This window comes from Dyadobacter sp. BE31 (assembly GCF_031457695.1).
In the GTDB taxonomy this organism is placed as follows: Bacteria; Bacteroidota; Bacteroidia; order Cytophagales; family Spirosomataceae; genus Dyadobacter.
The window spans coordinates 1,254,441-1,280,318 of record NZ_JAVDXA010000001.1 but is presented as its reverse complement, the minus strand read 5'-3'; the positions used below and the strand labels follow the sequence as shown (position 1 = coordinate 1,280,318).

The following is a 25,878-nucleotide window of genomic DNA, read 5'->3' as shown; positions in this document are numbered from 1 at the left end:
CCATGAAAATTCAAATTGCACCCTCGCTGGCCATCAGCCGATTGGCTAAATCTGCATTGGCCCTGGCCGTTCTGGCCATGTCGTTTGCTGCTTGTAAGGACGACGACGATCCAAAGCCCGACGGCGGAAACGGCGGCGAAACCGAGAAAGTATTTATCCCTACGAAAGGCAAGACTTACAGCTACAAGATCACCGACTCGGACGGTGAAACCGGCGACATTATCACCAAGGTAGCAAGTACCAAAGATTCAGCCGGACTGACTGTTCATACGATTGAAAATTTCGTTCGTGAAAACGAAGAACAAAAGACATACTTGTCCAAGGCATATGCCAAAGGTGGTACCACCACCAATGTGCTGCCATACCCAGTCGTGCTCAAAGAGCTTCAAAACCAGATCAACGACATCGCCTACATTTCAAAATTCGAGGTGACCGGCTTCCCGCAGTATCAATTCCTGGAAAACAATGGTAAGGTCAACAGCGCGCTTACATTCCAGGGCGACCCGATCAAGATACTCATGGAGCTGGAAATCCCCGCCGGCGACGAAGGCTCGGTGCTGGGTAAACTGGAAGCCCGCATGACCAACAAAAATGGCAAGGCAGTGGCCGAAGAATCAATCACCACACCAGCAGGCGAATTCAATTGCACCAAATGGGAATATTCGTACGATGTTTATACCAAGTTTGAAACAGAGGTGACTGCTCCGGAAATTTCTACGGAAACCATTCAGGTGACGCTCTGGACTGCACCGGGCGTGGGTATCGTGAAAACGATCGAGAAAGGAGAGGACGGCTCTTCTACAACAGAACTGCGTAAAGTAGAGTAACGCAGGATTTAACGCGGCCTTCGTGCATGCTGACGTGCGAACCGCCGCATTCAAAAAAAGAGAAACAATAGAGAAATAGGATGGATAATTTGGGACTAGCCAGATCTTAAAGACCTGGCTAGTTTTGTTTTATATCAAAACAGAAAAGCTCTTGAAAATAGCTCCGAGCCTAACTGCGTCAAATATACGCGCCTGAGTACCGCCGTGGTTCAATACCGATTGCTCATGCGAAGTCACGCACATTTCGCAGCCGTTCAACGCCGATACAACGAGGCTTAGCAATTCGAAGAATTCTTTGCCGAGCACCGGGTTCACCATAATGCTCATTTTAATGCCCGCAGGCGCATTATCGTAAAATTCCTTGTGCATGAAGTGGCGGAAACGGTAGAATACGTTGTTCGCGTTCATTAGTGACACACAGGCTGTTACTTCCGCGATTTCTTTCTCGTCCGCACCTTCCTGCGCGGCAAGCTCTTCCAGCGCTGATATCAACGCCGCGTTCTTTTCGTTCACTGCTACCGACAATGCGAGCAGCAATGCTTCTTTACGGTTCAATGTCTGTGATTTCAATACATTACCTACATTGATTTTCAGATCTTTGAGGTAACGGTGGTCGAGCGCCGCGAGCTTGTTGATCAGCACGCTTTCGAATTCCGCAGGCAAATTGACCTCTTTATACAGGGACTCTTTCGTGTTCCCTGTGGCTGCAAATGGATACATGTTGGTTTGAATTTTTGGTCGGGAAGGCTTTCCCGTGGGTGGTAAAAAAAGCAGTTCACAGAACCGGCGTTCGAATGACTGGCCGCTGTGAACTGCTTTCAATGGGTAGTTATGCGATAGTCGCTTCGCCTTTTTGCCAGTTGCAAGGGCAAAGTTCATCAGTTTGCAACGCATCGAGTACGCGCAAAACTTCCGGTACGTTACGGCCTACTGAAAGGTCGTTTACAGATACCCAACGGATGATACCTTGTGGATCCACGATGTAAGTCACGCGGTAAGCGATTTTCTCGTTCGCTTCGAGGATACCCAGCTCTTCTGCCAATGATTTAGAAGTATCGGCCAGCATCGGGAATTGCAGGTCGCGCAGGTCATCGTGGTTTTTGCGCCATGCCAGGTGCACGTATTCGCTGTCGGTAGAAGCACCGATCAGGATCGTGTCGCGGTCAGCGAAGTCTCCAGTGTGTTTGTTGAATTCTGCAATCTCGGTAGGGCACACAAAAGTGAAGTCTTTTGGCCACCAGAACATTACCATCCATTTCTCAGCGTTTTTGTGGTCTTCTGAGGTAATATCGTAGAATTCGTTTCCTTTTTCAAGCGATACTACGGATGTCTTTTTGAATTCCGGGAAAACCGATCCCACTGATAACAGTCTATTAGCCATGATTGCTCGTTTGTTTATAAATTGTATTTTTTGGTGTTACAAAACTACGAACGGTGAGTGCATGGGACAAACCCTAACCTGGTATTATGCCAGGAAAGAGTTGTTTTAAACAAATGAATTTAGTTTTATTTATAGGAACGGAGTTGTTATAAATAAAATTGATATCGCCATCAATTTTTGCAATATAATTATACTAATAATAACTGTAATTATAAATTATTTATCGGGCATGACGCTGAGCACCGTTTCCAGCGACATACCCCGCGAGCCTTTGATGAGGAAATATGTATTTTCTTGCGGATTATCCATAATCCAGTTGTGAAGCGAGAATTTATCAGGAAAATAGTAGGCTTTCGGCAACGCGGGCAGCGCGTGCTGCATGAGTTTTCCTGCAAGTATTACGACGTCGAACTTCTCACCGGCAATTTGTTTTCCCAATGCCAAATGTTCCTCCGGCGCGGCATCGCCGAGCTCGAACATGTCGCCCAGGATCAGTATTTTGCGCGGGGCGTCCATTCTGCCAAAATTGGCCACGGCAGCTGCCATCGATGACGGATTCGCATTATAAGCATCCATAATCACAGTGTTCGTGCCTTTTTTGACGATCTGCGATCGGTTATTATCAGGTTCGTAAGTCGCTACGGCCTCATAGGCATCCGCGTCCTCCACTCCGAAATGCTTGCCGACGGCCAGCGCGGCGCAAATGTTGTCGAAATTGTACCTTCCGGGTAAATGCGTGGTTACGGTCTTGCCGCGGTTGCTGAAAACGACGTTCGGATTCTCTTCGATCAGCGTCGGGTTCACCGGGCTGTTTTCGGAGCAATAGAATACGATCTCACCAAATGCGCGACGCTTGCTTACCATGTCCATGATCACCTCCTGCGTGGAGTTCACAAACACGGTCCCCTTCTTTTTGGAAAGGTAGTCGAACAGCTCGCCCTTGCCTTTGATAATGCCCGCAACGCCTCCGAAGCCTTCCAAATGCGCCTTACCGATGTTGGTAACGAGCCCGTGGGTCGGCTGCGCAATGCTGCTTAGCAACGCAATCTCCTGCTGGTGGTTGGCACCCATTTCGACCACCACCATTTCATGCTTCGCCGGATCGATGCTCAGGATCGTGAGCGGCACGCCGATGTGGTTGTTCAGGTTCCCGCGCGTGGCGTATGTGTTAAACTTCATCGAAAGCACTTTCGCGATCAGTTCCTTGGTGGTGGTTTTGCCATTCGAGCCTGTTAATGCGACGACCGGGAATTCAAAAGTTTTACGATGATGCCGCGCCAGGTCCTGCAAGGCGGTAAGGCCGTCTTCGAACAGCAAAAAGCGGTCGCTGGTAACCACGTTCGGGTCGTCTACCACGGCATAAGCGGCTCCTTTTTGCAATGCTTCCGCGGCGTACTGGTTACCATCGAATTTGTCCCCTTTCAATGCGAAGAAAATGCAGCCCCCGGTAATCTGACGGGTGTCGGTGGAGACTTTGGCACCTTTGCGGTATATATCGTAAAGTGTTTCTATGGAAGTATACATGAATTGACCGGTCGTTATAAAGTAATGCTGGCTTATTTCGTTAGGTTTAGGACAAACTAGCCGTGCGGCGTGTCCGAAAACCTGCAAAACTAATAGATTATTCCTCAACGATGCGAACCAAATTTACCTCCTTCATCCTGTGCCTCATTTGCTTTTACAAACCATCCCCACTGCTGGCCCAGCAAGCCTGGTTCAAGCTGGATACGCTGACAAGCATGTCGACCGGCGGCGTGAAAATGACGAATCCCTGGGGTGGGGGGCTCAATGCCTCGCAGTTCCTGAAGATGCATTTGAATAACGACGCCGACGAGGACCTTGTCGTGTACGACCGTACGAACAGCAAGGTTACCACGTTCGTGGCAGGCCCCGACCCATTGAATGCAGGTAAAAAGACCTTCATCCACGCCCCTTATTATGAAACGCTTTTCCCGCAGGTGGATAACTGGATGATTCTCGCCGACTACAACGGCGACGGCCTGAAAGACCTTTTTGCGAGCACGTCGCTGGGTATTGTGGTTTATCAGCAGGTTAAAACGGGAAATGCGTGGTCGTGGAAAAAAGTCCGTGATGTGTTGTATACCAAAGGCTTCTCGGGGAATATCAATATGCAGGTGTCGGGTACCGACATTCCAGCCATTACCGACATCGACGATGACGGCGACCTGGACCTTTTGACTTTCGATTTCTCAGGAAATTACATTGAACTCCACCAGAACCTGAGCATGGAGAAATTCGGGGTGCGGGATAGTCTCGGCACCCAGGCAAGCCCGGTTTTTCAACGCAATGGCGATTGCTGGGGGAATTTTCATAAAGGAGATGCCGAAGATTTTGTGGTAGGGGTGGATTGCGGCGTGGTAACCGATCCCTCAAAGCGGGTGGCCTCGCCTCTGGGCATCCGGCACGCGGGGAATTCGATCCTCCTCCACGACCTGAACGGCGACGGTACCAAAGACCTTCTCGCCGGCCACGTGAGCAATGACCACATTTCATTTCTGACCAATTCCGCCAAAGGCATTATTGCCAATTTTACCGCTTTCACCAACACCTATCCCGCGGTGGATCCCGTAGCGCTGCACATTTTTCCCGCTGGTTTTTATGAAGACGTGGATTTCGACGGCGTCAAAGACCTGCTCATCGCGCCGAGCCTGCCCGCCAGCGATGCAAATATGACCGATTTTAAATCCTCGGGCTGGTATTACCACAACGAAGGCACGAGTGACAAGCCCGTTTTCAAATTGGTGCGAAAGAACTTCCTGCAAGACCAGATGATCGACGTCGGAGAGAATGCAGTACCCTCCTTTTTCGACATCGACGGTGATGGCGACCAGGATATGCTCATCGGCACGGGCGGAATGCCTTATGCGGGCGGGTTCAAGGGGAGCTTCTGGCTTTTGAGGAACACCGGAACGGCCACGGAGCCGAATTTTACATTCGAATCGCAGGATTACCTCGAACTCCTTCCCAAACTTTCGGTTTACAATATCAAACCCCAATGGGCGGATTTCAATGGTGATGGCGTTCCCGACCTTGGTTTTGCAGCTACGGCTTCTTCCTCCTTGAAACTCGAATATCGCTACATTCCCAACAAAGGCACAAATGGCGGCGCCGCGCAGCTGAACCTCGCCGATGCCGTTACGATCGCATTGCCTTCGGACCTGCAAATCGGCGATTCGCCGTATTTCTACGATGCCGACGGCGATGGCGACCTCGACCTGCTGATCGGCAAAACGCAGGGTAATATTTACTACTACACCAACACCGGCAGCAACAAGCAATACACATTCAAACTCGAAACCGACTCCTTCGCAGGCGTGGGGATCAATTTCGCCGGTCGCTTCTCGCAGGTAGCCGTGGCGGATTTCGACCTCGACGGCAAGCCTGACCTCGCAACAGTCGATCACACCGGGGCGATCCGCGTGTTCAATAACGCCGACTGGGGCAAATGGACCGACCGCGCCAGCGCCATCATCAGCGTGAATGGCAAGGCGGGTAATCCGTATTTGGGGAACTACCTGTCCCTGGCCGTTGCGGATTTGAACGGCGATAAAAAGCCGGACGTCGCGATCGGGAACAATGCCGGCGGCGTGCGGCTGCTGACCAACATACTGCCTGTTTCAATCACCGGCGTCGAGCCTGGCGATGACGCGGAGGTAAAGGTTTTTCCCAATCCATCGGTCGACTATTTCAGCATTCAGTCTTCCAAAACAGGCACTTTCGATGTGCTCACGGCTGGCGGTGTGCGGATGCTTCGCAACCGCAGTATCAGGGCCAACGAGCCGCAGCAAATATCCACCGCGCAATGGCCCGCCGGGCTGTATCTGGTGGAGCTCAGGGCAGGTAACAGCCGGGTGGTGAGGAAGGTTGTCGTGGGCGACTAAGTATTCCATCGATTCTAAAGACTTGCCTGGCTTGCCAGTAGATACCCGGAGGATCGCTCTTACATGATAAAATTCTAAAAATATTTCATGCAAGCTCTTCTGGGTGTTATCTTCCATTTCATCGGTGGCTTCGCCTCCGGCAGTTTTTATATTCCCTACAAGCAAGTCAAAGGCTGGGCCTGGGAATCTTACTGGATCGTGGGAGGGCTGTTCTCCTGGCTGATCGTCCCGCCGCTCGCGGCATATCTCACCATTCCGGGTTATACCGAAATCATCGCCCATACCAACGGGGGTATTCTGTTTCTGACCTATTTTTTCGGGGTGCTCTGGGGCATAGGCGGCCTCACTTACGGGCTGGGCGTACGCTACCTGGGCGTGGCGCTCGGGAGTTCGATCATCCTCGGGCTCTGCTCTGTGTTCGGTGCATTGATCCCCTCGGTGTACTACGAGTTCAACCCACAGCCAGGGAAGGATACGATTTCAATGCTTTTCAGCAACGCCTGGGGCCAGTGGGTACTCATTGGTTTGCTCGTTTGTGTGATCGGGATTGTCATTTGCGGTAAGGCAGGAGCGATGAAAGACGCCGATTTGCGTAAAACGGGCCACGTTGCGGCGGATAATACCGAGTTTAAAATCGGGCTTGGGCTCACGGTGTCGATTATTTCGGGTATCCTCAGCGCCTGTTTCGCATTCGGGATCGACGCCGGCAAGATCATGGCACAGGAAGCCAACGAGATCTGGAAAGCGGCCAATCCGGGGCAGGGGGAGTTTTTATTTCAGAACAATGTGACTTATGTTGTGATTCTCTGGGGCGGGCTTACTACCAATTTCATCTGGTGTATGCTCCTCAACGCACGCAACAAAACCTTCGGCAACTACACCGATTCCTCGACGCCGCTGGTGTCGAACTATATTTTTTCTGCATTGGCCGGTACAACGTGGTTTCTGCAATTCTTCTTTTACGGCATGGGAGAGAGCAAGTTAGGCAATGGCCCGAGCTCGTGGATACTGCACATGGCATTCATTATCCTGGTGGCCAACTCGTGGGGACTAGTCCTGAAAGAGTGGAAAGGAGTAAGTAAAAAGACCATTTCCTCGATCATCATCGGTATTCTGGTGATCGTGCTCTCGGTGCTGATCGTCGGGTATGGCAACTATTTGAAAGAATAACCTATGAAAGCGCATTACCCGGTAATTCTGGCGGCGATAATGACGGCTGCGGGCTGTTCGTCGGACCATAAAAGTGATCAGAAGAAATTGGAAACACCACAAACACAGGCCGCGGGCACGTTCGGCTACGACCTGGCATTTTTGAAGAAATATAAAGACGCTGTTGTGCTTACAGCGCCCGATAATGCAGAGGCGCAGGCCATTATCATTCCGGCGTATCAGGGCCGGGTGATGACCAGCACTGCCAATGGCGATGGTGGAAACAGCTACGGATGGATCAATTACAAGCTCATCGAAAGCGGTCAGCATCAGCCGCATATGAATGGTTTCGGCGGCGAAGAGCGTTTCTGGCTCTCGCCCGAGGGCGGTCAGTTTTCGGTGTATTTCAAAAAAGGACAAAGCTTTGATTTCGAAAACTGGCAAACACCGGCGCTGATCGATACGGTTGCCTACAAAGTGGTGGAATCGGATGCTTCTTCTGTGAAATTTCAGATCAATGCGATGATCGAGAATTATTCGGGCAAGAAGTTCGTGATCGAGATCAGCCGGGAGGTTCAAATGCTGACGAAAGAAAATATCGCTAATCTGCTCGGTTTGGATGCATGGAGCGGCGTGAAGGCCGTTGCGTACCGTTCCACCAACGTTGTGACCAATAAGGACGAAGCCTGGAAACCCGAAACGGGAATGCTTGGTATCTGGCTGCTGGGCATGTTCCGGCCGTCGGACCAGACAACGATTATCGCGCCGTTTTCGAAAGCATTGTCCGAAAAGCCGCTCATTACCGACGATTATTTTGGCCAGATACCTGCCGACAGGCTCGTCGTCAAAGACTCGGTATTGTTTCTCAAAGCCGATGGCAAGCACCGCAGCAAGATCGGTATCGCGCCCAAATCGGCCCGGAATGTGGCCGGAAGCTATGATGCCGAAAAAGGCATTCTCACCATCATTCAATACGATCTCGACCCGCAAGGCCAGTACATGAAGTCGACCTGGGAGCTGCACAAAGATCCCTACAACGGCGACGCTTTAAATGCCTACAACGACGGCAAATTGGCCGACGGTACGCAAATGGGCCCCTTTTACGAGCTGGAATCGAACTCGTCGGTAAAGGCATTGAAGGAAGGGGAAGCCATTAAGCACCGGCAGAGCACGTTCCATTTCGAGGGCGACAAAGTAGCATTGAACGCGATCGCTCAAAAGGTACTTGGTGTAAATATTGACCAAATCGGAGAAATTTTTTAAATAAAACATGACAGGGCAGGATAGTTGAGGGATAGTCAGTACAGATATTTACGTACTGATGCCAGCATTTGCCGGACATCAAGGAGCGTATTTCAGACCGCTGACTATTCCTGATCCTGTGAAAAATTCAGAACGTTCATCAGAAACCTATCTGATCACACGCTGGCAGCAGTTTTGTGCGGGGGATAAAAGTGCGTTCGGTGAGCTCACCGAAGTGAATTATGCTGCGCTTTACCATTACGGCACGCGTTTCACGCCCGACCGCGACCTGATCAAGGATTGCTTGCAGGACCTTTTTCTCGAAATCTGGGAAAAACGCGAGACCCTCTCTTACATCGCCGCCATTAAACCCTACCTATTTCAATCGCTGCGGAACAACCTTATCCGCCGGATTCGCAGGCAATCGGTTTTCTCCGACATCCGCGACGACGACGTGCAGGACGACATTTCACCCGAATCCGACTGGATCGTTCAGGAAACGGACCAACTCACGAGCCACCGCCTGAAACGAGCCATCGACGCACTGCCCAAACGCCAGAAAGAAGCGCTTTACCTCAAATATTACGAAAACCTGTCCTACGAAGAGATTGCAACCGTAATGGGGCTGCAACGGCAGGCGGTGGCCAATTATCTGCAATACGGCATCCAGAAATTGCGCGAACACTGGCAGCACACCGCGATTTTCCTCGCCTTATGCTCCCAAATTGCCTGGCATTGAAAAATTTCTGAAAATTTTTTGAAACCCATGGGTACTATTTGCAAGCAAGCTACTCATCGTATCAAAGCAAATAGTTAAAGAAAATCCATGAATAATTATAGTCACTTCCAGGTAAAGGATTGGCTCGATGATCCGGCATTTCAGCGTTGGGTCTATCATGGCGAGCAGGATGCGTTTTGGCAAGAAATTATTCAAAACCATCCGGGCCAGCAAGCCAACATCGAGCAGGCCCGCGAGCTATTGCTGGCCGTCCGCGGTGAACTCGACGTCTTGCCCGACTCGGAAGTGAAGCTGCGTGTGAGCGAAATCCTGAATGCCATTCCGGATGAGAAGCTGCGTGGATTGCCCTGGTGGAGAAGTGATTGGCTCAAAATGGCGGCCATGCTGTTGCTCGCATTAGGCATTGTGACGGCATTGTTCAGAGAAAAAGAAAGTCTCCAAAGCCTGCAAACTTTTGTAGCCGGCCTTAGGGACGAAGACAAGCCGGGGCTGCTGGAAATTCATAATCAAACCAACACCATACAGCTCGTAAACCTGCCCGACGGCAGTTCGGTAATCCTCAAAAAGCACGCTCGGATCAGTTACCCGCAGGCATTTGCAGCCGATCGCCGGGAAGTTACGCTGCGCGGCGAGGCGTTTTTTGAAGTGGTGAAAAACCCGGAACAGCCGTTTTTCGTGTTCGCAGGTTCGCTGGTGACCAAGGTCAAAGGCACGAGTTTCAGTATCAAGGCCAACGACGATGATGAAGATGTGGAGCTGGTGGTGAAAACGGGTGTGGTGGAGGTTTCGGCATTGGAAGAGGAAGGGAAAAATGAGGCTAGTGCCGGGAAAAAGCTGATTTTGAAGCCGAACGAGCAGGTTACTTTCAATCGCAAAAGCCTGAATATGATTACGAAAACGGTGCAGAAGCCGGTCCTGCTCAATCTGCCGGCGGAAAGTCAGAATTTCGAATTCAAGCGAACGCCCCTGGCCGAGGTGTTTGCCGAGTTGGAAAAAATATATGGAATCCGCATTCAGTTTGACGCGCACGCCATTGCGCATTGCACGCTCACCGCGAAGCTCGGCGATGAACCTGTGCACGAAAAGCTTGACCTCATATGCGCGGTCGTGAATGCGCGGTATGAGACGCGCGGAAGCACGGTGGCTATCGCCTCGGAAGGCTGCGAATAGCATTACTTAACCTTTTAACTTATGGGAAAACATTACAAGGAGATCATTTGGCAGATCATGAAAATCAGCATTGTCCCGTGTTTGCTCTGGATGCTCTGTGTGCAGCTCTCGTTGGCCAAAGACCTGCGTGCACAGGAAATTTTAAGTCAGCGTATATCAATATCCGTTACTGAAATGGATATGGAAAAAGTGCTTGAAAAAATAGAAGGCCAGACGAAGGTTCGCTTCATTTACAGCGCCGAGGTAATCCACGCCGAACGGAAAGTGACGCTCGATTACCAAAACCAGCGGCTCGACACCGTGCTGGAAATGCTGCTCGGTCCGCTGGGGATTGAATACAAGGTTTCCAAAAAGACCATTCTGCTGCGAAAAGCAGCCGAGAAAAAGACGTCTTTAAAAACAGAACCCTTTGAAAATACCATCCCGAGAGCGCAGGCCGACCGCGATATTACCGGCAAAGTGCTCGACGAAAAGGGCGAACCCATCCCCGGCGCAAGTGTGGTGGTGAAGGGTACAACAGTGGGGACTTCCACCAATATCGAGGGCATTTACCAGCTTTCGGTGCCAGAGGATAAGGACATTGTGATATTCAGTTTTGTGGGGTATATCAGCCAGGAAATCCGCATCGGCAATGCCGCAAACCTGGATATTACCCTGAAAGTGGACGAAAAAGCATTGGAAGAAGTGGTCGTCGTAGGCTTCGGCGAGCAGAAAAAGGTATCAGTGACCGGCTCGGTATCGTCGGTCACGTCGGAAGTATTGCAGCAGAGTTCATCAGCAAGCTTGGCCAATTCTTTGTCGGGACGCTTACCGGGCCTGACCTCCATCCAATCGGGTGGGGGCCAGCCGGGACGCGATGACGCCACGATGTACCTCCGGGGCGCGGCAACGACCAATGGCCGGAGCCCGCTGATCCTGATCGACGGTGTGCCGCGCGACAATATCCGCACGCTCGACGCCAACGAAGTCGCGTCCGTATCCATTTTAAAGGATGCTTCCGCGACGGCCGTTTTCGGTGTGAGAGGGGCCAACGGGGTGATCCTGATCACCACCAAACGCGGCACCGCGGGCAAGAACGAGCTGACGATCAATGCCGAACAAAGCTTCACCTCTTTTACACGCGAGCCCGAACGCCTGCACTCGCTCGAATACATGGCGCTGCGTAATGAGGCTTCCAAAAACGACGGCATTACACCCTTGCCTTTTTCGGAAGAAACTATGGCCAAATATGCCAATCCGCTCGCCGGGCTCGACCCAAATGACCCGGATTATGCCCGGAAAGCGATGGTGAGAAAATACATTTACCCGGATCACGACTATTACCGGGAATACATCTCGCGGTACGCACCCCAGACGCGCGTAAACATGAACGTGACCGGCGGTACCGACAAGGTTTCCTATTTTGTGAATGGCGGCTACCTGCATCAGGGCGGTAACCTCAACACCGAGCCGAAATCGGTGCTGGGCTACGATCCTGCCGCCAAAATGGACCGCTACAACTTCCGCGCAAACCTCGATTACAAGGTGACTAACTCGCTGAAATCGTTCCTGAACATCGGCAGCTACATCGAACAGGTGAATATGCCCGCCGCGTGGCTCTATGGCAACAGCGATACCGGCTGGATGATGAGCGACCTCATTTACCAGGCGCAAACGATATTGCCCATTACGCCCGGCCCCACGACCATCGAGGGCTTTGGCGTTGCCCCGGGCCAGATCGTAGACCCCGGTTACATGGACCGTTCCGCTTTCGAGATTATGAACCGCATGGGCGCCCGCAACGAAGTCCGCTCGAACCTGAATGCGTCGTTCGGTGCCGAATGGGATTTGAGTAATGTGATTACAAAGGGTTTGAGCCTGAAAGGAATGCTTTCATACGATTCAAAAGCTACCACGGCTATGCAGGGCAAGAAGTCCGAAAGACTTTACCTGGCGGAGGTAGATATGGCGAAGGACCAGCTGAGCTACGCCGTGAAACGTTCCGATGAATCGCTGCTGACGCTCACCAAAGGCGCCGACTCTCGCTACAATATCAATGTGCAGGGCTCCATTAACTACGCCCGGGCTTTCGGCAAGCACGACGTGACGGGTATGATCCTCGGCCAGCGCGATACCTGGGAATCGACCGCCGGTGAAATTCCGTTCAATGTGTTGGGCGTCGCGGGCAGGGCTACCTATGGGTACGACGAGCGCTATCTGGCGGAGGTGAATATGGGCTACAATGGCTCCGAGCAGTTTGCACCGGGGCATCGCTACGGCTTTTTTCCTGCGTTTTCGGCCGGTTGGATTATCAGTAATGAGAACTTTCTCAAAAACAACCGCTATATCACCAATCTGAAACTGCGGGCTTCCTATGGTAAAGTGGGAAATGATAAAATGGGTAGTGCGCGATTTCTTTACCAGAGTAACATCACGCTCGGTGGCGACGGGCCATTGGGTAGCCTGGGCTTGGGGCAGACGATCAACCAGGGCTTGCTGGGTAACCCCAATATTACCTGGGAAATTGCCAAAAAACAAAACTACGGCCTTGACTTGCAGATTTTGCGCGACCTCAATCTCTCCGTGGATGTATTCAAAGAGCGCCGCAGCAATATCCTGATTACCCGCGGAACGGTACCGGAATTCCAGGGTGTGCCGCTGGGCAATATCCCGAAAGTGAATATGGGGTTGGTGGATAATAAAGGTTTTGAAATTGAATTGTCCTACAACAAAGCATTCTCCAAAGATTTCAAAGTGATGGTTTCCGGAAATTACGGCTACAACCATAATACCGTGAAGTTCCTCGACGAATCGGTGCGTGACGAAACTTACGCCTACCGCTACCGCTCCACCGGCTTTTCACTTAACCAGTCGTGGGGATATAAAATCGATTACGGCAATGGGAATGGGTATTTCAATTCAAAAGAAGAGCTTGACAGCTACCTCAAAACGACCACCTATGGTTTCGGCGAGCCGAGGGTAGGCGATTTCAAATACATTGACCTGAACAAGGATGGGGTGATCAACGACAAGGACCAGGCGCCGATCGGCTATTCCAATATTCCGCGCGTGATCTACGGCCTCTCGCTCACTTTCGAATACAAGGGCTTCGATCTCACGACATTCTTTCAGGGGGTAGGCAAATATTCCAGCAACTATTCCCAGCAAGGTGTGTATGAATACATTATCCGGGGGACTTATTTTGATTACCACAAAACAGCCTGGACACCCGAAAGATATGCCGCCGGCGAGAAGATCACTTACCCGGCCCTCAGCACGCATAGCAATACCAACCACAATGCAAATGACTTTTTTGTGATGAACCGCTCGTTCACACGCCTGAAAAACCTGGTACTGGGTTACACGCTGCCCGCAGGCGCGTTGAAGGCGGTGGGCGTGAGCAAAATGCGACTGTATGTGAGCGCGCAGAACTACTTCACCTGGGCGCATTTGAAAATGGGCCACCTCGACCCCGAGAATGATGCTTCGCTGGGTTACCCGGTTACGAAAATGGCCAATTTCGGTTTGAATATCACTTTCTAATAGCCGCAATATGAAAATGAGAGCTTTACGATATGCATTGATACTGGCGATGCTTACAGTCACTTCCTGCAAGGACGTGCTGGACATGGCCCCGGACGGCAAGCTGACCATGGATGAGATTTTCGCCGATAACGACAAAACCGGCGCATTCCTGAACAGCTGCTATGCCAATATTCCCGTAAAAGGCACGCGCTACTTCTTTTGGAGCCGCGGGCCGGTGAATTGGAGCGACGAGAGCTGGGATACCGACGCCGAGGCCGAATCATGGATCATGTCGGGGCGAATGTACAATGGCGATGCTTCCGCAGGCAACCACCCGATCACCAACATCAGTGCCGATGCCGGTAATGGCGATTACTGGGCGCGCTATTGGAGCGCCATCCGCAACTGCACGCTGTTCATCAGCCGCATCGACAAGGCCACGGTTCGTAATCCGGCCGACCGTGCCCGTTGGAAAGCCGAGGCGCATTTGCTTCGCGCCTATTATTATTCCGAACTGCTGAAATGGTTCGGTGCCGTGCTGCCGATCGAGCGCGAGCCTTACGACTTTCAGCAAGACTTTTCGAATGTCACCAGGGCTGGATATTACGAGGTTGTCAAGTTCATCATGGAAGATTGCGACGTGGCATTAGGCACGGCCGAACTGCCCTGGCGCATTACGACTGACAGCGAAGGCGGCCGTGTGAACAAGGCGCTGGCGGAGGCGATCAAATCCAAAATGATCCTTTTCGCAGCCAGCCCGATGAACAATGCAGGCAAGGACTACTGGCAGGAGGCTTACCAGGTGAATAAAACTTCATTGGAAAACCTGCGGGCGAACGGGTACGAGCTCTACAACAAGGTGAATCTGCCGCAGACCTATTTATCGGACGTGGCTTTCCTCGGGCCTGACAAGAATGAAAAAACGGCGCTTTATAACGAATATTTCACCCAAACCATGAAGTACGCGCCCAATCCGGTGGACCGCGAAACGATATTTCAGAGTCGCGAAAACCAGGGAAACATCTGGAATATTGATGGGATAGGGTCGCAGGACGGCTACAAATCGGGCACTTGCCCTACGCAGGAGCTCGTGGATGCCTACGAAACCATCGACGGCCAGCCGGTGCTCGACCTCGATAAACCGTACCTCGACGAGCAGCATTTACAGCCGAATTACAACACGGCCAACAAGACCTACGATCCGAAAAACCCTTATGCCAAACGGGACCCGCGATTTTATGCTTCCATTTATTACAATGGTTCCAAAAGAAAGGCGATGTGGAACTTTGCCGAAGCGCCGGAATCGTTTGAAAATTATCCCGCCCCGATCGGTAACCGTGCCCGCGTGATTGCTACCTACAAAAACGAACCGCAGACGGGCATTCATCCGAGCACGCGCAAGGCTACGCGCACGGGCTACTATGAGCGGAAGTTCCTCCACCCCAATTCCGGCGGGGATAACCCCATTGCCGGGGCCAACTGGAAGCTCTTCCGCCTGGGTGAAGTGATCCTCAATTTTGCCGAAGCCGCCGCGGAGGCCGGTCAGCTGGCCGATGCCGCCAAGGCCGTGAACGAGATCCGCGCCCGCGCCGGAATGCCCGCATTACCCGCCTCACTTTCGAAAGCGGATTTGGTCAAACGCATTCACGCCGAGCGACGGGTGGAACTGGCGATGGAGGAAAACCGCTATTTCGATCTCCGGCGTTGGTCGAAACCGACCGATGACCTGGCGCAAACCGACCGCTGGGTAACTGCCATGGAAATCACCCGCAATGCCGACGGCTCCTTTACATATGCCCGCAGGCCTGTGCGCACGACCGAGCGCAAGAACTACACCAACAAGTTCCTGTGGGTGCCCATCCCGCTGAACGAAGCGAACCGCCTCCGCTCCATTACCGGGGCCGACTGGCAAAATGCAGGTTGGTAATCAATGGCTTCAAAGACTAGATCTTCAAGAATATGATACATTTTATCAAATCGAAATTAATCATGGCATTGGCTTGCCTGCTAGCCGGTACGCCGCTTTACGCGCAGGAAATTACCGCGACGGTGGCGGGTACGGTGCTGAATGAGTTTGGTCAGCCGCTTGCCGGTGTGACTATCCTTTCCGAAAATGGCAAAAACGGCACGTCTACCAATATCAAAGGAGAATTTACCGTGTCGGTCGACGATGGCAGCCGTGCGCTGGTATTTTCGCTGTATGGTTACGGTAATGAGAAGGTCGCCCTTTCGGGAAAGCAGGAAATGGACGTGCGTTTGAAATGGGACGCACATTTCAAGGACGAGGTCGTGCAACTCGGTTATACCTCCCAACTGCGCAGCGAACTCTCGGGCGCGGTATCGACCATAAAAGGGGAAGAACTGGAAAAGTCGCCCGTCGCGAATCTGACGCAAACTATGGCGGGCCGGCTTTCGGGTCTTACCACGCAGGAAGCATTCTCGGAACTCTCCCGTGCCACGACAAACCTGTCCATTCGCGGGCTTTCAGCAGCCCGCACATCCGGCCCGCTCGTGATCATCGACGGCATTATCAATGCTTATAACAGTAACCAGACGCTGGAATACATCACCGCCAATGAAATCGAATCCATTATCGTGCTGAAAGACGCTTCCACGCAGGCATTGTACGGTATTCAGGGCGCGAATGGCCTGCTGGTGATCACCACCAAGCGGGGCAGGCGAGGCCCTTTGCAGATCCAGACACGCTTTGACCAATCCATGCAGCAGGTTACCACCAAGCCCGCCTTTTACAATGCCGCCGAATATGCCGAAATGCGCAACCAGGCCGCTTGGAATGACGGTTTGGGCGCGAACTACCTGTTCAGCCAGCAGCGGATCGAAGGCTATCGCGCGGGGCAGAACCGCGATTTATACCCGAACAATAACTGGTACGACCGCTATCTCAAAAACTTCGCGGCCATGCAGCGTGCGAGCGTGAATGTGACGGGCGGTAATGACAAGGTGCAGTTTTTCTCGAACATCAACTTCATGCACCAAGGCGGTTATTTCAAAACCGATCAGCCGCGCTACGATCCGAACGCGAACAACATTTGGGTCAATTACCGCTCCAATATTGATATGAGCCTGAACCGCTACCTGAAAGCGTTCATCCGCCTCGCGGGTAACGTAAAGCGTGAGCGCACGCCGGGGGGCGCGAGTAATGCGGACGTGTACAAAAGCATTTTCCAAATCCCGCCGACTGTGTATGGCCCCGTCACGCCGGCGGTAACCAGCACATCGGGTGAAGTGCTCGATGCCGGAGGGAAAGTAATTACCACCGAACGCGTGGAATCACCAACCTACGGTATGCTCAATCGCACGGGGTACACCAGGCACACCGTTACCAATATCGTGTCCCAGTTTGGTTTGGACCTCGATATGGGTTTTCTCACCAAAGGCCTCAACCTGACGGGTACCATGGCTTACCAGACCAATTCCGTAGGTAGCCTTTCTACCAAGCAGGACTACGAACGCTGGGTGCAAACGAGCGATTCGGCATTGACATTTGCCAAAAAAGGAGCCCAGAACAACACGCCGCTGGCCTATTCCAAGGGCCATTCTTACTATTACCATCTTACCTACAATATTGCAGCCAACTATAAGCGCGATTTCGGACGGCACCGGGTGGGCGGAATGGCCTATATGTTTTATCAAAACCTGACAAAGGCCGATAATTCATCACCCAACTTGCTGCCTTATAATCGCGTGAGCTCCGGGTTTGAGGTTTCCTATGGGTTTGATAACCGCTATTTAGTGAAGCTCGACCTCGGCTATTCGGGCTCGGAGCAGTATGCCCGGAATGTGCGCTATACCAGCACGCCCGCGGTTTCGGCGGCCTGGGTGGTATCCAACGAGCCGTTTTTGAAAAACAATGCATTGCTGACCAATCTGAAACTCCGTGCTTCCTACGGCAAAACCGCCAACGACCAAAGTGGGTTGATGCGCTTCGCCTATCTGGACAATGTGACCGTCAAGGGCGGCGGGCCGATCGGGTCGCTTCAATACCTGGTCGAGGAAGGCCAGGTGGGTAATCCCAATATCCGTGCGGAAGTTTCCAAAAAGCAGAATTTCGGGATTGATCTTGGCTTAATGAATGCATTGTCCGTATCGGTGGATGTGTTCAAGGAGCGGATGGACAACATGGTAGTGGGCGCGCTGTCGACGATCCCGCTTTACCAGGGTATTCCTTTGGAAAATTATCCCAAAATCAATGCGGGTATTTTTGAAAACAAAGGTGTGGACTTGAATTTGAGTTATACCAAAATGTTTAACAAGGATTTTTCCGTGCATGCGGGACTGATGCTGAGCTATGCCAAAAACAAGGTCATCAGCTGGAACGAGGCACGTAAAACGGAGGATTATGCCTATCGCAAATGGGAGGAAGGTTATGCATTCGGGCAGGCATTTGGTTACAAGGTCGATTACAGCAACGGCAACGGCTTTTTCAACTCGCAGCAGGAAATCGATAACAGCAACCTCGCATATAGTTTCGGCACACCCCGCGCCGGTGATTTGAAATACCAGGACCTCAATGCCGACGGCAAGATCGACGAGCGCGACAAGGCGCCGATCGGCACCGGTACACTGCCCAGCGTGATTTACGGCATTTCAGCCGGCATTACCTACCACAATTTCGACCTGAGCGTGCTGTTCCAGGGTGTAGGCAACTATTCCACGATGTACGGCGGCACCGGCATTTTCGAAACCGACTACGACGGCGTGTTCGGCTCACTGCACCGCAACGCGTGGACGGCCGAGCGGTATGCGGCGGGAGAGAAGATTACCTCGCCCGCATTGTCGCTCGCGAGGACTGTGAACCACGTAGGGAGCGATTACTACCTGTACGACCGGTCGTATGTGCGGCTCAAAAACGTCGAGCTGTCGTATACGCTGCCGCTTTCGATATCTAAACTTATCCGGGCGGATAAACTGCGGGTGCTGGTAAGCGGGCAGAATCTCATTACCTGGGACAAGATGAAATCCGGCGATTTCGGTCCCGAAGGCGATGGTTACCTGGCCTTTCCGGTGTACCGGGTTTACAATGCGGGTATCAGTGTGACTTTCTAAATCAGGTTTTTGATATGAAAAAATATAAACTTCTTCTGCTGACCTCGGCGGTTACCGGCCTGCTGGCTGCCTGCAACGAGCAGCTAGACCTCCCCACCGACGGCCGCATTACCATGGATCAGGTTTTCAGCGATTACAACCGGACGCGCGGCTATCTGAATTCCTGCTACGGCTCTGTTCCCAAACCCTATATGGACCGCGCCTCGTTCACCGACGAAGCCCAGGACGCCGACGACATTACCCCCGGCTCGCGCTACATCGTGTGGTACGGAGGCAATGTTACCTCCAATACTTATGGACAAAACTCTGCTGACGGCAGTCCGTGGGGGGATTTGTACGAGGGTATCCGCAAATGCAATGTATTTATTGAAAACATTAAAACCGCTCCCGTGTATGCGAGCGAAGGCGAGAAAAATGCCTGGACGGCGCAGGCGCACACGCTGCGGGCATTGTATTACCTGCAACTGATCAAGCGCTACGGCGGCGTCCCGATTTTTGACAAGCCGCTGGGCATCGATCACGATTTCTCGACCGACAAACGCGCGAAGTTTTCGGAGGTAGTGACATTCATTTTGTCGGATTGTGATAAAGCATTGTCTTACCCGGCTACGCGCGAGGGGTTGCCCTGGGAGATTTATGACAATCAATATGGTATAATGACCAGGGCCGTGGCTTATGCGGTCAAAAGCCAGGCTGTGACCTACGCCGCTTCCCCGCTCTGGAGCGACGGCACCTACACCTGGGCGAAGGCGACGGAGATCAATGCAGAGGCATTGGCGCAATGCCTGGCTAATGGTTACTGGCTCTTCGATGAGAAACCGGCCACCAATATTGCCCAGAACGCCTATGCGCTGTTTTTCTTCACCAGCTCCAACGACCAACGGGCTACCGATAAAGAAACCATCTATCACGTAGGCGATAAAATGCAGGTGTGGCGCTACGCGGGCATGCCTACCAACGCGGGTATGGAGCGCACAGGCCCGTGCCCTACGCAGGACCTGGTGGATGCCTACGAAATGGCCAATGGCGAAGCGCCTATCACGGGTTATTCCGACGATAACCGCACGGCCCCGATAATCAATGCGAAATCGGGATACAAAGAAGATGACCCCTATGCGGGCCGCGACCCGCGTTTTTATGCTTCCATTTATTACAATGGGGCTGTCCGTAATCTGGATCAGCCGGGTGGGAAAAAAGTGGAGACGTTTGTGGGAGGTGCCGAGGAGATTTCGGATATCAACCGGAAGCATACGCGCACGGGCTACTATTTGAGAAAGTTCAACAACTTCCGCTCGGGGCAGGATAATGATGCCGACGGGGCAGTGCGTTTGCTGAGGCTGGCGGAACTGTATCTGAATTTCGCGGAATCCGCTTACCAGTCGGCCGGGCCGGACGTCCCGGTGAAGGCAGGTGCATTCTCGATGTCGGCCCGGGACGCAGTGAACGCCGTGCGCACCCGTGCCGGAATGCCGGGCTTTCCGTTGGGTATGAGCAAGGATGCATTTGAAAAGAAATACCGCAACGAGCGCCGCATTGAGCTGGCATTTGAAGAGCATCGCTTTTTCGATGTCCGCCGCTGGAAAATCCTCGACCAGACCGACCGTTTCGTGACAGGCATGCGCATTACCAAAAGCGGCTCCAACTTCGTTTACAAACGGTTTAAATTCCAGAACCGCAATGCATTCTCGGATAAGTACCTCATGTACCCGATCGACCAGAACGAAGTCGACAAGATCATCGGCCTTTCAGGATCCGACTGGCAGAACCCGGGCTGGCTGGATTGAGGTTAAATGGACCGCCGACCGCTGACCATGGACCGCCGACCGCCGACCATGGACAATTGATGAAATTTATGCAAAGCATTGTCCATCGTCGATGGTCCATGGTCGTTCCCAAAAATCGGCGGTCGACGGTCAATGGTCGACTATCGGCGGTCAGCCGTCGGCGGTCCGGCAGCTTGACGATAGCCTGTAACAGCAGAAGCCGCAGTAATGCCTCATACGTTCACTCAACAGTCAGAATCAATGCAAAAACACGTAACGCTATATTTCATCATTATTCTTGCAGTCATGACCCGTGTCGTGCAGGCGCAGCCGCTTGCCGGTACGGACGATCTCGGGCGCACCTTACCGCAAAACGAGGCCGTAGGCGATCCGAAAGCCAACCGGCAGGTCGGAATGTTCTATTTTTTGTGGCACGATGTGGCCCCGGCCAAAGCCTGGGACCTCAACGAAATCGTTACCAAACATCCCGAAGTGCTCGAAGACTTCGATCATCCCAATTGGGGCGGCGATCCGAAGAATAATGTGGGGATGTACTACTGGGGACAGCCTATTTACGGATACTACAAAGCCGATGATTACTGGGTGCACCTCCGCAGCATTCAACTGCTGACCGACGCCGGGGTGGATTTCCTCGTTATCGATGCTACCAACCGGCTTACTTATCCCAAACAGGCCGATGTGCTCATGAAAGCCATGGACGCCGTGCGGGCACAGGGGCGTAATGCACCCAAAATTGTGTTTTATACCAATACACAATCCGGCGAAACGATGCAGGAGGCCTATGATATGTTTTACAAAGAAGGTGCTCCCTACCGCCATCCCGACTGCTGGTACCTGCTCGACGGCAAACCGCTGATCATCGGCATCACCAGTGAGGCCAAAGGCAAGAATTTCGAGTCGTTCTTTACCTTCCGCGAATCGCAATGGCCTACCGAGAAACAGAAGGTGAATGGCTGGCCGTGGATTTCGTTCACACGTCCGCAGAAGGTACATTATAATACAAAAGGAGAAGGGGAGATCATCAACGTGTCGGTAGCCCAGCACCCGAACCCGACGGCGGGAATGGGCGGTTCGGCCTTTTATGGCAATATGGATAACTGGGGCCGCAGCTACCGCAACGGCTCGCACGGCGATCCTAAAAAGGATATTGCCTATGGCTACAATGTACAGGAACAATGGGACTACGCCATCAAACAAAACACCCCATTTATATATGTGACGGGTTGGAACGAATGGATTGCCGGCAAATTCCCGAGCCACGACAAGAACCCGGAGCATTCGTGGTTCTGCGACCAGGCCAGCCCTGAGTACAGCCGTGACATTGAACCCTCGCTGACGGCCGGGTTGAAAGATCATTATTATATGCAGCTGGTAGGGAATGTTCGTCGGTACAAGGGTATAGAAGCCAATGCCGCATTGGGTAATGCCCAAACCATCAAAGCACTCGACGACTGGAAGACCATAACGCTTACCTACCGCGATTACACCGGCGACACGCAGGCGCGCAATCACCCAGGCGCGCAAACCGAGCCCGCGCATACATATGTGAACCAAACTGGGCGGAACGATTTCGACCAGCTGAAAGTGGCGCATGACGCTAAAAATCTCTATTTCTACGCCCAAACCGCCGCTGAAATAACGCCTAACTCCGGTGACAGCTGGATGCGTCTCTACCTGGATACCGACCGTAAGCCCAACACGGGCTGGAAAGGCTACGATTATCGCATTGTGGCGGGCAACACTTTGCAGCAATACCGCGGCGGCAACTGGTATGATGTGAAGAAAGTAACCTACCAGGTGCAGGGAAACCGCATGATGGTGACGGTTCCCCGAACGTATCTGGCGAATTTGAAAGTGCCGATAAATATGGAATTCAAATGGTCGGATAATATGCAGGAGGATGGTAATCCGCTCGATTGGTACGTCAATGGCGATGTGGCGCCGGGAGGGCGGTTTAATTTTATTGTAAATCAATGAATCAATTTTCAACAAATATTACGGCGCTCTGCCCCTATGCTGCAAAAGGAACGTCACATTCCAACAAGGTGCAGCGCACCGCAAGAATTGCAGAAAGGTCACATTCGCAACAAGGTGCAGCCGCACCGCAAGAATTGCAAAAAATAAAAAAGGTCACATTCCAACAAGGTGCAGCGCACCGCAAGAATTGTAGCATGAAAATCAGATTCGGTAAAATAGTGTGGATATTATTTTCGGGATTTTGCATTCCGAATGCATTTGCCCAGAATTACACCGCCGACGTCACCGCTACCGACGCCGTGGGCCGCAAACTGCCGGACCATGCCGAAGTCGGTGATTTGAAAAAAGACAAGTTTGTAGGGCTTTTTTATTGGACCTGGCACACGCAGCAGGCCAAAAACAACCCGCCGCTGAACGTGACCGAATACCTCGCGAGGGATCCGAAGGCGGTCCACGATTACAAAAATCCGATCTGGCCGAAGCGGAACAGCCCGTGGTTTTGGGCCGAGCCGTTGTTTGGCTATTACATCGATACCGACGAATGGGTACTGCGCAAACATGCCGAAATGCTCGCCGATGCGGGCGTGGATATGATCATTTTCGATTGTACCAATGGCAATATCACCTGGAAAGAGTCCTACATGAAGCTTTGCGAGGTGTTTACACAAGCCCGCAAAGACGACGTGAAAACACCGCAAATTGCATTCATGCTGCCATTTTGGGTGGATGACGGCGGGAAGGAGATCATTCGCGAAATTTACCGCGACCTCTACAAACCCGGCAAATACAAGGACCTGTGGTTTCAATGGAAAGGAAAGCCTTTCATCATGGCCGATCCGGCATTTACAGAGACTATCAAAGGTCAGTCAGCACAGCCGGAGCTGGAAAAAGAAATGCGGGAATTCTTCACATTCCGCCCTGGCCAGCCGGTATACAACAAAGGCCCCGAGAAAGCCGATCATTGGGGCTGGCTGGAAATTTATCCGCAGCATGGTTTTAAAAAGAACGCCGACGGCAGCTTCGAGCAGGCCACGGTGGGCGTCGCGCAAAACTGGACCAAAGAGCGCGGCCTTACCGCATTGAATGCAACCGGCTCGTTCGGTCGCAGCTACACGCATGCGAAGGGGCACATTACCGACGCGGGCGCGGTGAATTACGGCCATAATTTCCAGGAGCAATGGGACCGTGCGCGGGAAATTAACCCCGAACTGGTGTTCATCACCGGCTGGAACGAATGGATCGCGGGCCGCTATGAAGTATGGCAGCAGCAAACCAATGCATTTCCCGACGAATTTGACCAGGAGGGCAGCCGCGACATCGAGCCGATGAAAGGCGGGCACGGCGATAACTATTATTACCAAATGGCCGCCAATATCCGGCGTTTCAAGGGCTTGCCTGCACCGCAGCCGGCCTCAACCGCGGCTACCATGAAAATGGACGGGCAGTTCAAAGAATGGGAGGACATTTTACCGGTATTCAAAGCCCACAAAGGTAGCACGCTTCACCGCAATAGCCCGGGCTGGGGAAGTATGGTCTACCGCAACACCACGGGGCGCAATGATATCGTCCTTTCCAAAGTAGCCCGCGATCAGGACCATATTTATTTTTATGTAGAAACAGCCCAACCACTCAGCCCAACTACCGACCCCGGCTGGATGCGGCTCTTTGTCAATACCGACCGCGATAAGAACACCGGCTGGGAAGGTTACGATTTCGTGATTAACCGCCTCAACCCGGCACAAAAAGCCATTTTAGAAAAAACGGATGCCGCCTGGAACTGGCAGAAAGCCGGGGAAGTGGAATATTCGGTATCAGGAAACAAGCTGGAAATCAAAGTACCAAAATCCCTGCTGGGCATTTCCGGCGAACCTGATTTTGAATTTAAATGGAGTGACCACATGCAAAATGACGGTGATGTGATGGATTTCTGGCTGAATGGCGATGCGGCGCCGAGCGGGCGGGGAAACTATCACTACCAACCGTGATTCCGGGAAATAAATGGTCGGTACCACTTGGGTATCAATCTGTGTGATTGTAGGTCAATTGACTGACATTCGGGCATTTTATGTCAAATGTTAAACTTTTACAATCACGCACGATGAAAAAATTAACGAGAGCTGGGAAAGTGGCATTGAGTGCCGTCGTCCTGAGTTTGATTACGCATGTTTCGGAAGCGCAGGTGGGGATTGGGACAACGTTACCGCAAGCGATGCTGCATGTTCATGACGGCTCAGTGTTGGCTACCAGTAAAAACATGGATCCTCAGAATAATCCGTTTTATGACCCGTCTAATCCAGAGCCTGTTGAATATGTGGTCAAATGGTTTCACGATAAGGGTGCTTTCAGGATAGTAAATCAAGTTGTCGGCGCAGGCTTTTTGGATCCGATGACAATAGCAAACTTTTCGTTTGCCTCAGGGTTTGAAGTCTTTGCCAAAGGCATCGCAGGTACAGCGTTGGGAATCAAAACAGAGGCAAATGGGAGAGCTTCGCTGGCAACAGGGTATAGTTCCCTTGCAAGTGGTTTACAGTCGTTCGCGCACGGAACGTATTGCATAGCCAGCGGAGATCGTTCCGTTGCAATGGGTTATCAGGTTTCAACAAACAATAAAAACGGCTCATTCATATTTGGGGACGGTACAGGTGCTTCACAGAACGATGTCGATCACCAGATGATGATGCGGTTCGCAGGAGGATACAAGTTATTTACTAGTGCTAATGCCGGGACGGGTGTTTTTTTGTCCCCTAATGGGAACTCATGGTCAATGGTTTCCGACGTCAATAAAAAAGAAAACTTTGCTCCCGTCAATGGCGAGGATTTCTTGCAAAAGATCAGCAAAATGAAGCTGACTTCCTGGAACTACAAAGGTCAGGATCCCAAACAATACCGGCATTATGGCCCGATGGCGCAGGATTTCTATAAGGCATTTGGACAGGATGCTTATGGCACCATCGGGACGGATACGACGATTAACCAAGCTGATTTCGATGGTGTGAACCTGATCGCAGTCCAGGCGCTGATTCGAAAAATGGAAGAGATGAGCTCGGAGATTGCCACAATCAAGGCAGAGTTGGCGGAGGCCCGATCTGAGCAAGGAAGGAAGAAGAAACGTATACTGGCAATTCAAAAATAGTAT

The 25,878-nt window shown here is 52.1% G+C and carries 16 protein-coding genes; 13 read left to right on the top strand and 3 right to left on the bottom strand.

Annotated features, from left to right (window positions below):
* The first annotated feature begins 2 nt into the window (after positions 1-2).
* Entirely contained in the window at positions 3-827 is an 825-nt protein-coding gene (locus tag J2Y43_RS05275) for a hypothetical protein (protein ID WP_309980924.1), read from the top strand.
* Positions 828-956: 129 nt separating this feature from the next.
* Here the strand turns inward: J2Y43_RS05275 and J2Y43_RS05270 are convergent, their stop codons facing one another.
* From J2Y43_RS05270 to murF, 3 genes are all read right to left on the bottom strand, one after another.
* Positions 957-1,547: a carboxymuconolactone decarboxylase family protein gene (locus J2Y43_RS05270; protein WP_309980925.1), complete on the bottom strand. Its 591-nt coding sequence runs from the start codon at positions 1,545-1,547 to the stop codon at positions 957-959.
* A gap of 109 nt (positions 1,548-1,656) precedes the next feature.
* A complete protein-coding gene (locus J2Y43_RS05265; protein ID WP_106594439.1) occupies positions 1,657-2,208 on the bottom strand; it encodes a peroxiredoxin in 552 nt (183 codons plus the stop codon).
* 216 nt (positions 2,209-2,424) lie between these two features.
* Entirely contained in the window at positions 2,425-3,732 is a 1,308-nt protein-coding gene (gene murF / locus J2Y43_RS05260) for a UDP-N-acetylmuramoyl-tripeptide--D-alanyl-D-alanine ligase (protein WP_309980926.1), read from the bottom strand.
* Positions 3,733-3,842: 110 nt separating this feature from the next.
* Between murF and J2Y43_RS05255 the strand changes: the two genes are divergently transcribed.
* From J2Y43_RS05255 to J2Y43_RS05200, 12 genes are all read left to right on the top strand, one after another.
* A complete protein-coding gene (locus J2Y43_RS05255) occupies positions 3,843-6,110 on the top strand; it encodes an FG-GAP-like repeat-containing protein (RefSeq protein ID WP_309980927.1) in 2,268 nt (755 codons plus the stop codon).
* 87 nt (positions 6,111-6,197) lie between these two features.
* Positions 6,198-7,280 carry an L-rhamnose/proton symporter RhaT gene (gene rhaT, locus J2Y43_RS05250; protein WP_309980928.1) on the top strand — a complete coding sequence of 361 codons (1,083 nt, stop codon included), beginning with the start codon at positions 6,198-6,200 and terminating at the stop codon, positions 7,278-7,280.
* A gap of 3 nt (positions 7,281-7,283) precedes the next feature.
* On the top strand, positions 7,284-8,522 hold the full coding sequence (locus tag J2Y43_RS05245; RefSeq protein ID WP_309980929.1) for a DUF6786 family protein: 1,239 nt from the start codon (positions 7,284-7,286) through the stop codon (positions 8,520-8,522).
* Positions 8,523-8,640: 118 nt separating this feature from the next.
* On the top strand, positions 8,641-9,240 hold the full coding sequence (locus J2Y43_RS05240) for a sigma-70 family RNA polymerase sigma factor (protein ID WP_309980930.1): 600 nt from the start codon (positions 8,641-8,643) through the stop codon (positions 9,238-9,240).
* Positions 9,241-9,327: 87 nt separating this feature from the next.
* Complete coding sequence (locus tag J2Y43_RS05235) at positions 9,328-10,410, top strand: FecR domain-containing protein (protein ID WP_309980931.1); 1,083 nt, start codon at positions 9,328-9,330, stop codon at positions 10,408-10,410.
* A gap of 21 nt (positions 10,411-10,431) precedes the next feature.
* Positions 10,432-13,932, top strand: coding sequence for a TonB-dependent receptor (locus J2Y43_RS05230; protein WP_309980932.1), 3,501 nt, complete (start codon positions 10,432-10,434; stop codon positions 13,930-13,932).
* Positions 13,933-13,948: 16 nt separating this feature from the next.
* Positions 13,949-15,841, top strand: coding sequence for a RagB/SusD family nutrient uptake outer membrane protein (locus tag J2Y43_RS05225; RefSeq protein ID WP_309980933.1), 1,893 nt, complete (start codon positions 13,949-13,951; stop codon positions 15,839-15,841).
* A 62-nt stretch (positions 15,842-15,903) separates the two neighbouring features.
* Entirely contained in the window at positions 15,904-18,981 is a 3,078-nt protein-coding gene (locus tag J2Y43_RS05220) for a SusC/RagA family TonB-linked outer membrane protein (protein ID WP_309980934.1), read from the top strand.
* A 14-nt stretch (positions 18,982-18,995) separates the two neighbouring features.
* On the top strand, positions 18,996-20,765 hold the full coding sequence (locus J2Y43_RS05215) for a RagB/SusD family nutrient uptake outer membrane protein (protein ID WP_309980935.1): 1,770 nt from the start codon (positions 18,996-18,998) through the stop codon (positions 20,763-20,765).
* Between the two features lie 240 nt (positions 20,766-21,005).
* Positions 21,006-22,742, top strand: a complete 1,737-nt coding sequence (locus J2Y43_RS05210; protein ID WP_309980936.1) for a hypothetical protein — start codon at positions 21,006-21,008, stop codon at positions 22,740-22,742.
* Positions 22,743-22,936: 194 nt separating this feature from the next.
* Positions 22,937-24,727 carry a hypothetical protein gene (locus tag J2Y43_RS05205; protein WP_309980937.1) on the top strand — a complete coding sequence of 597 codons (1,791 nt, stop codon included), beginning with the start codon at positions 22,937-22,939 and terminating at the stop codon, positions 24,725-24,727.
* 113 nt (positions 24,728-24,840) lie between these two features.
* The gene (locus tag J2Y43_RS05200; RefSeq protein WP_309980938.1) at positions 24,841-25,875 is read left to right on the top strand and encodes a tail fiber domain-containing protein; all 1,035 of its coding nucleotides are present in this window, start codon (positions 24,841-24,843) and stop codon (positions 25,873-25,875) included.
* Positions 25,876-25,878 lie beyond the last annotated feature (3 nt).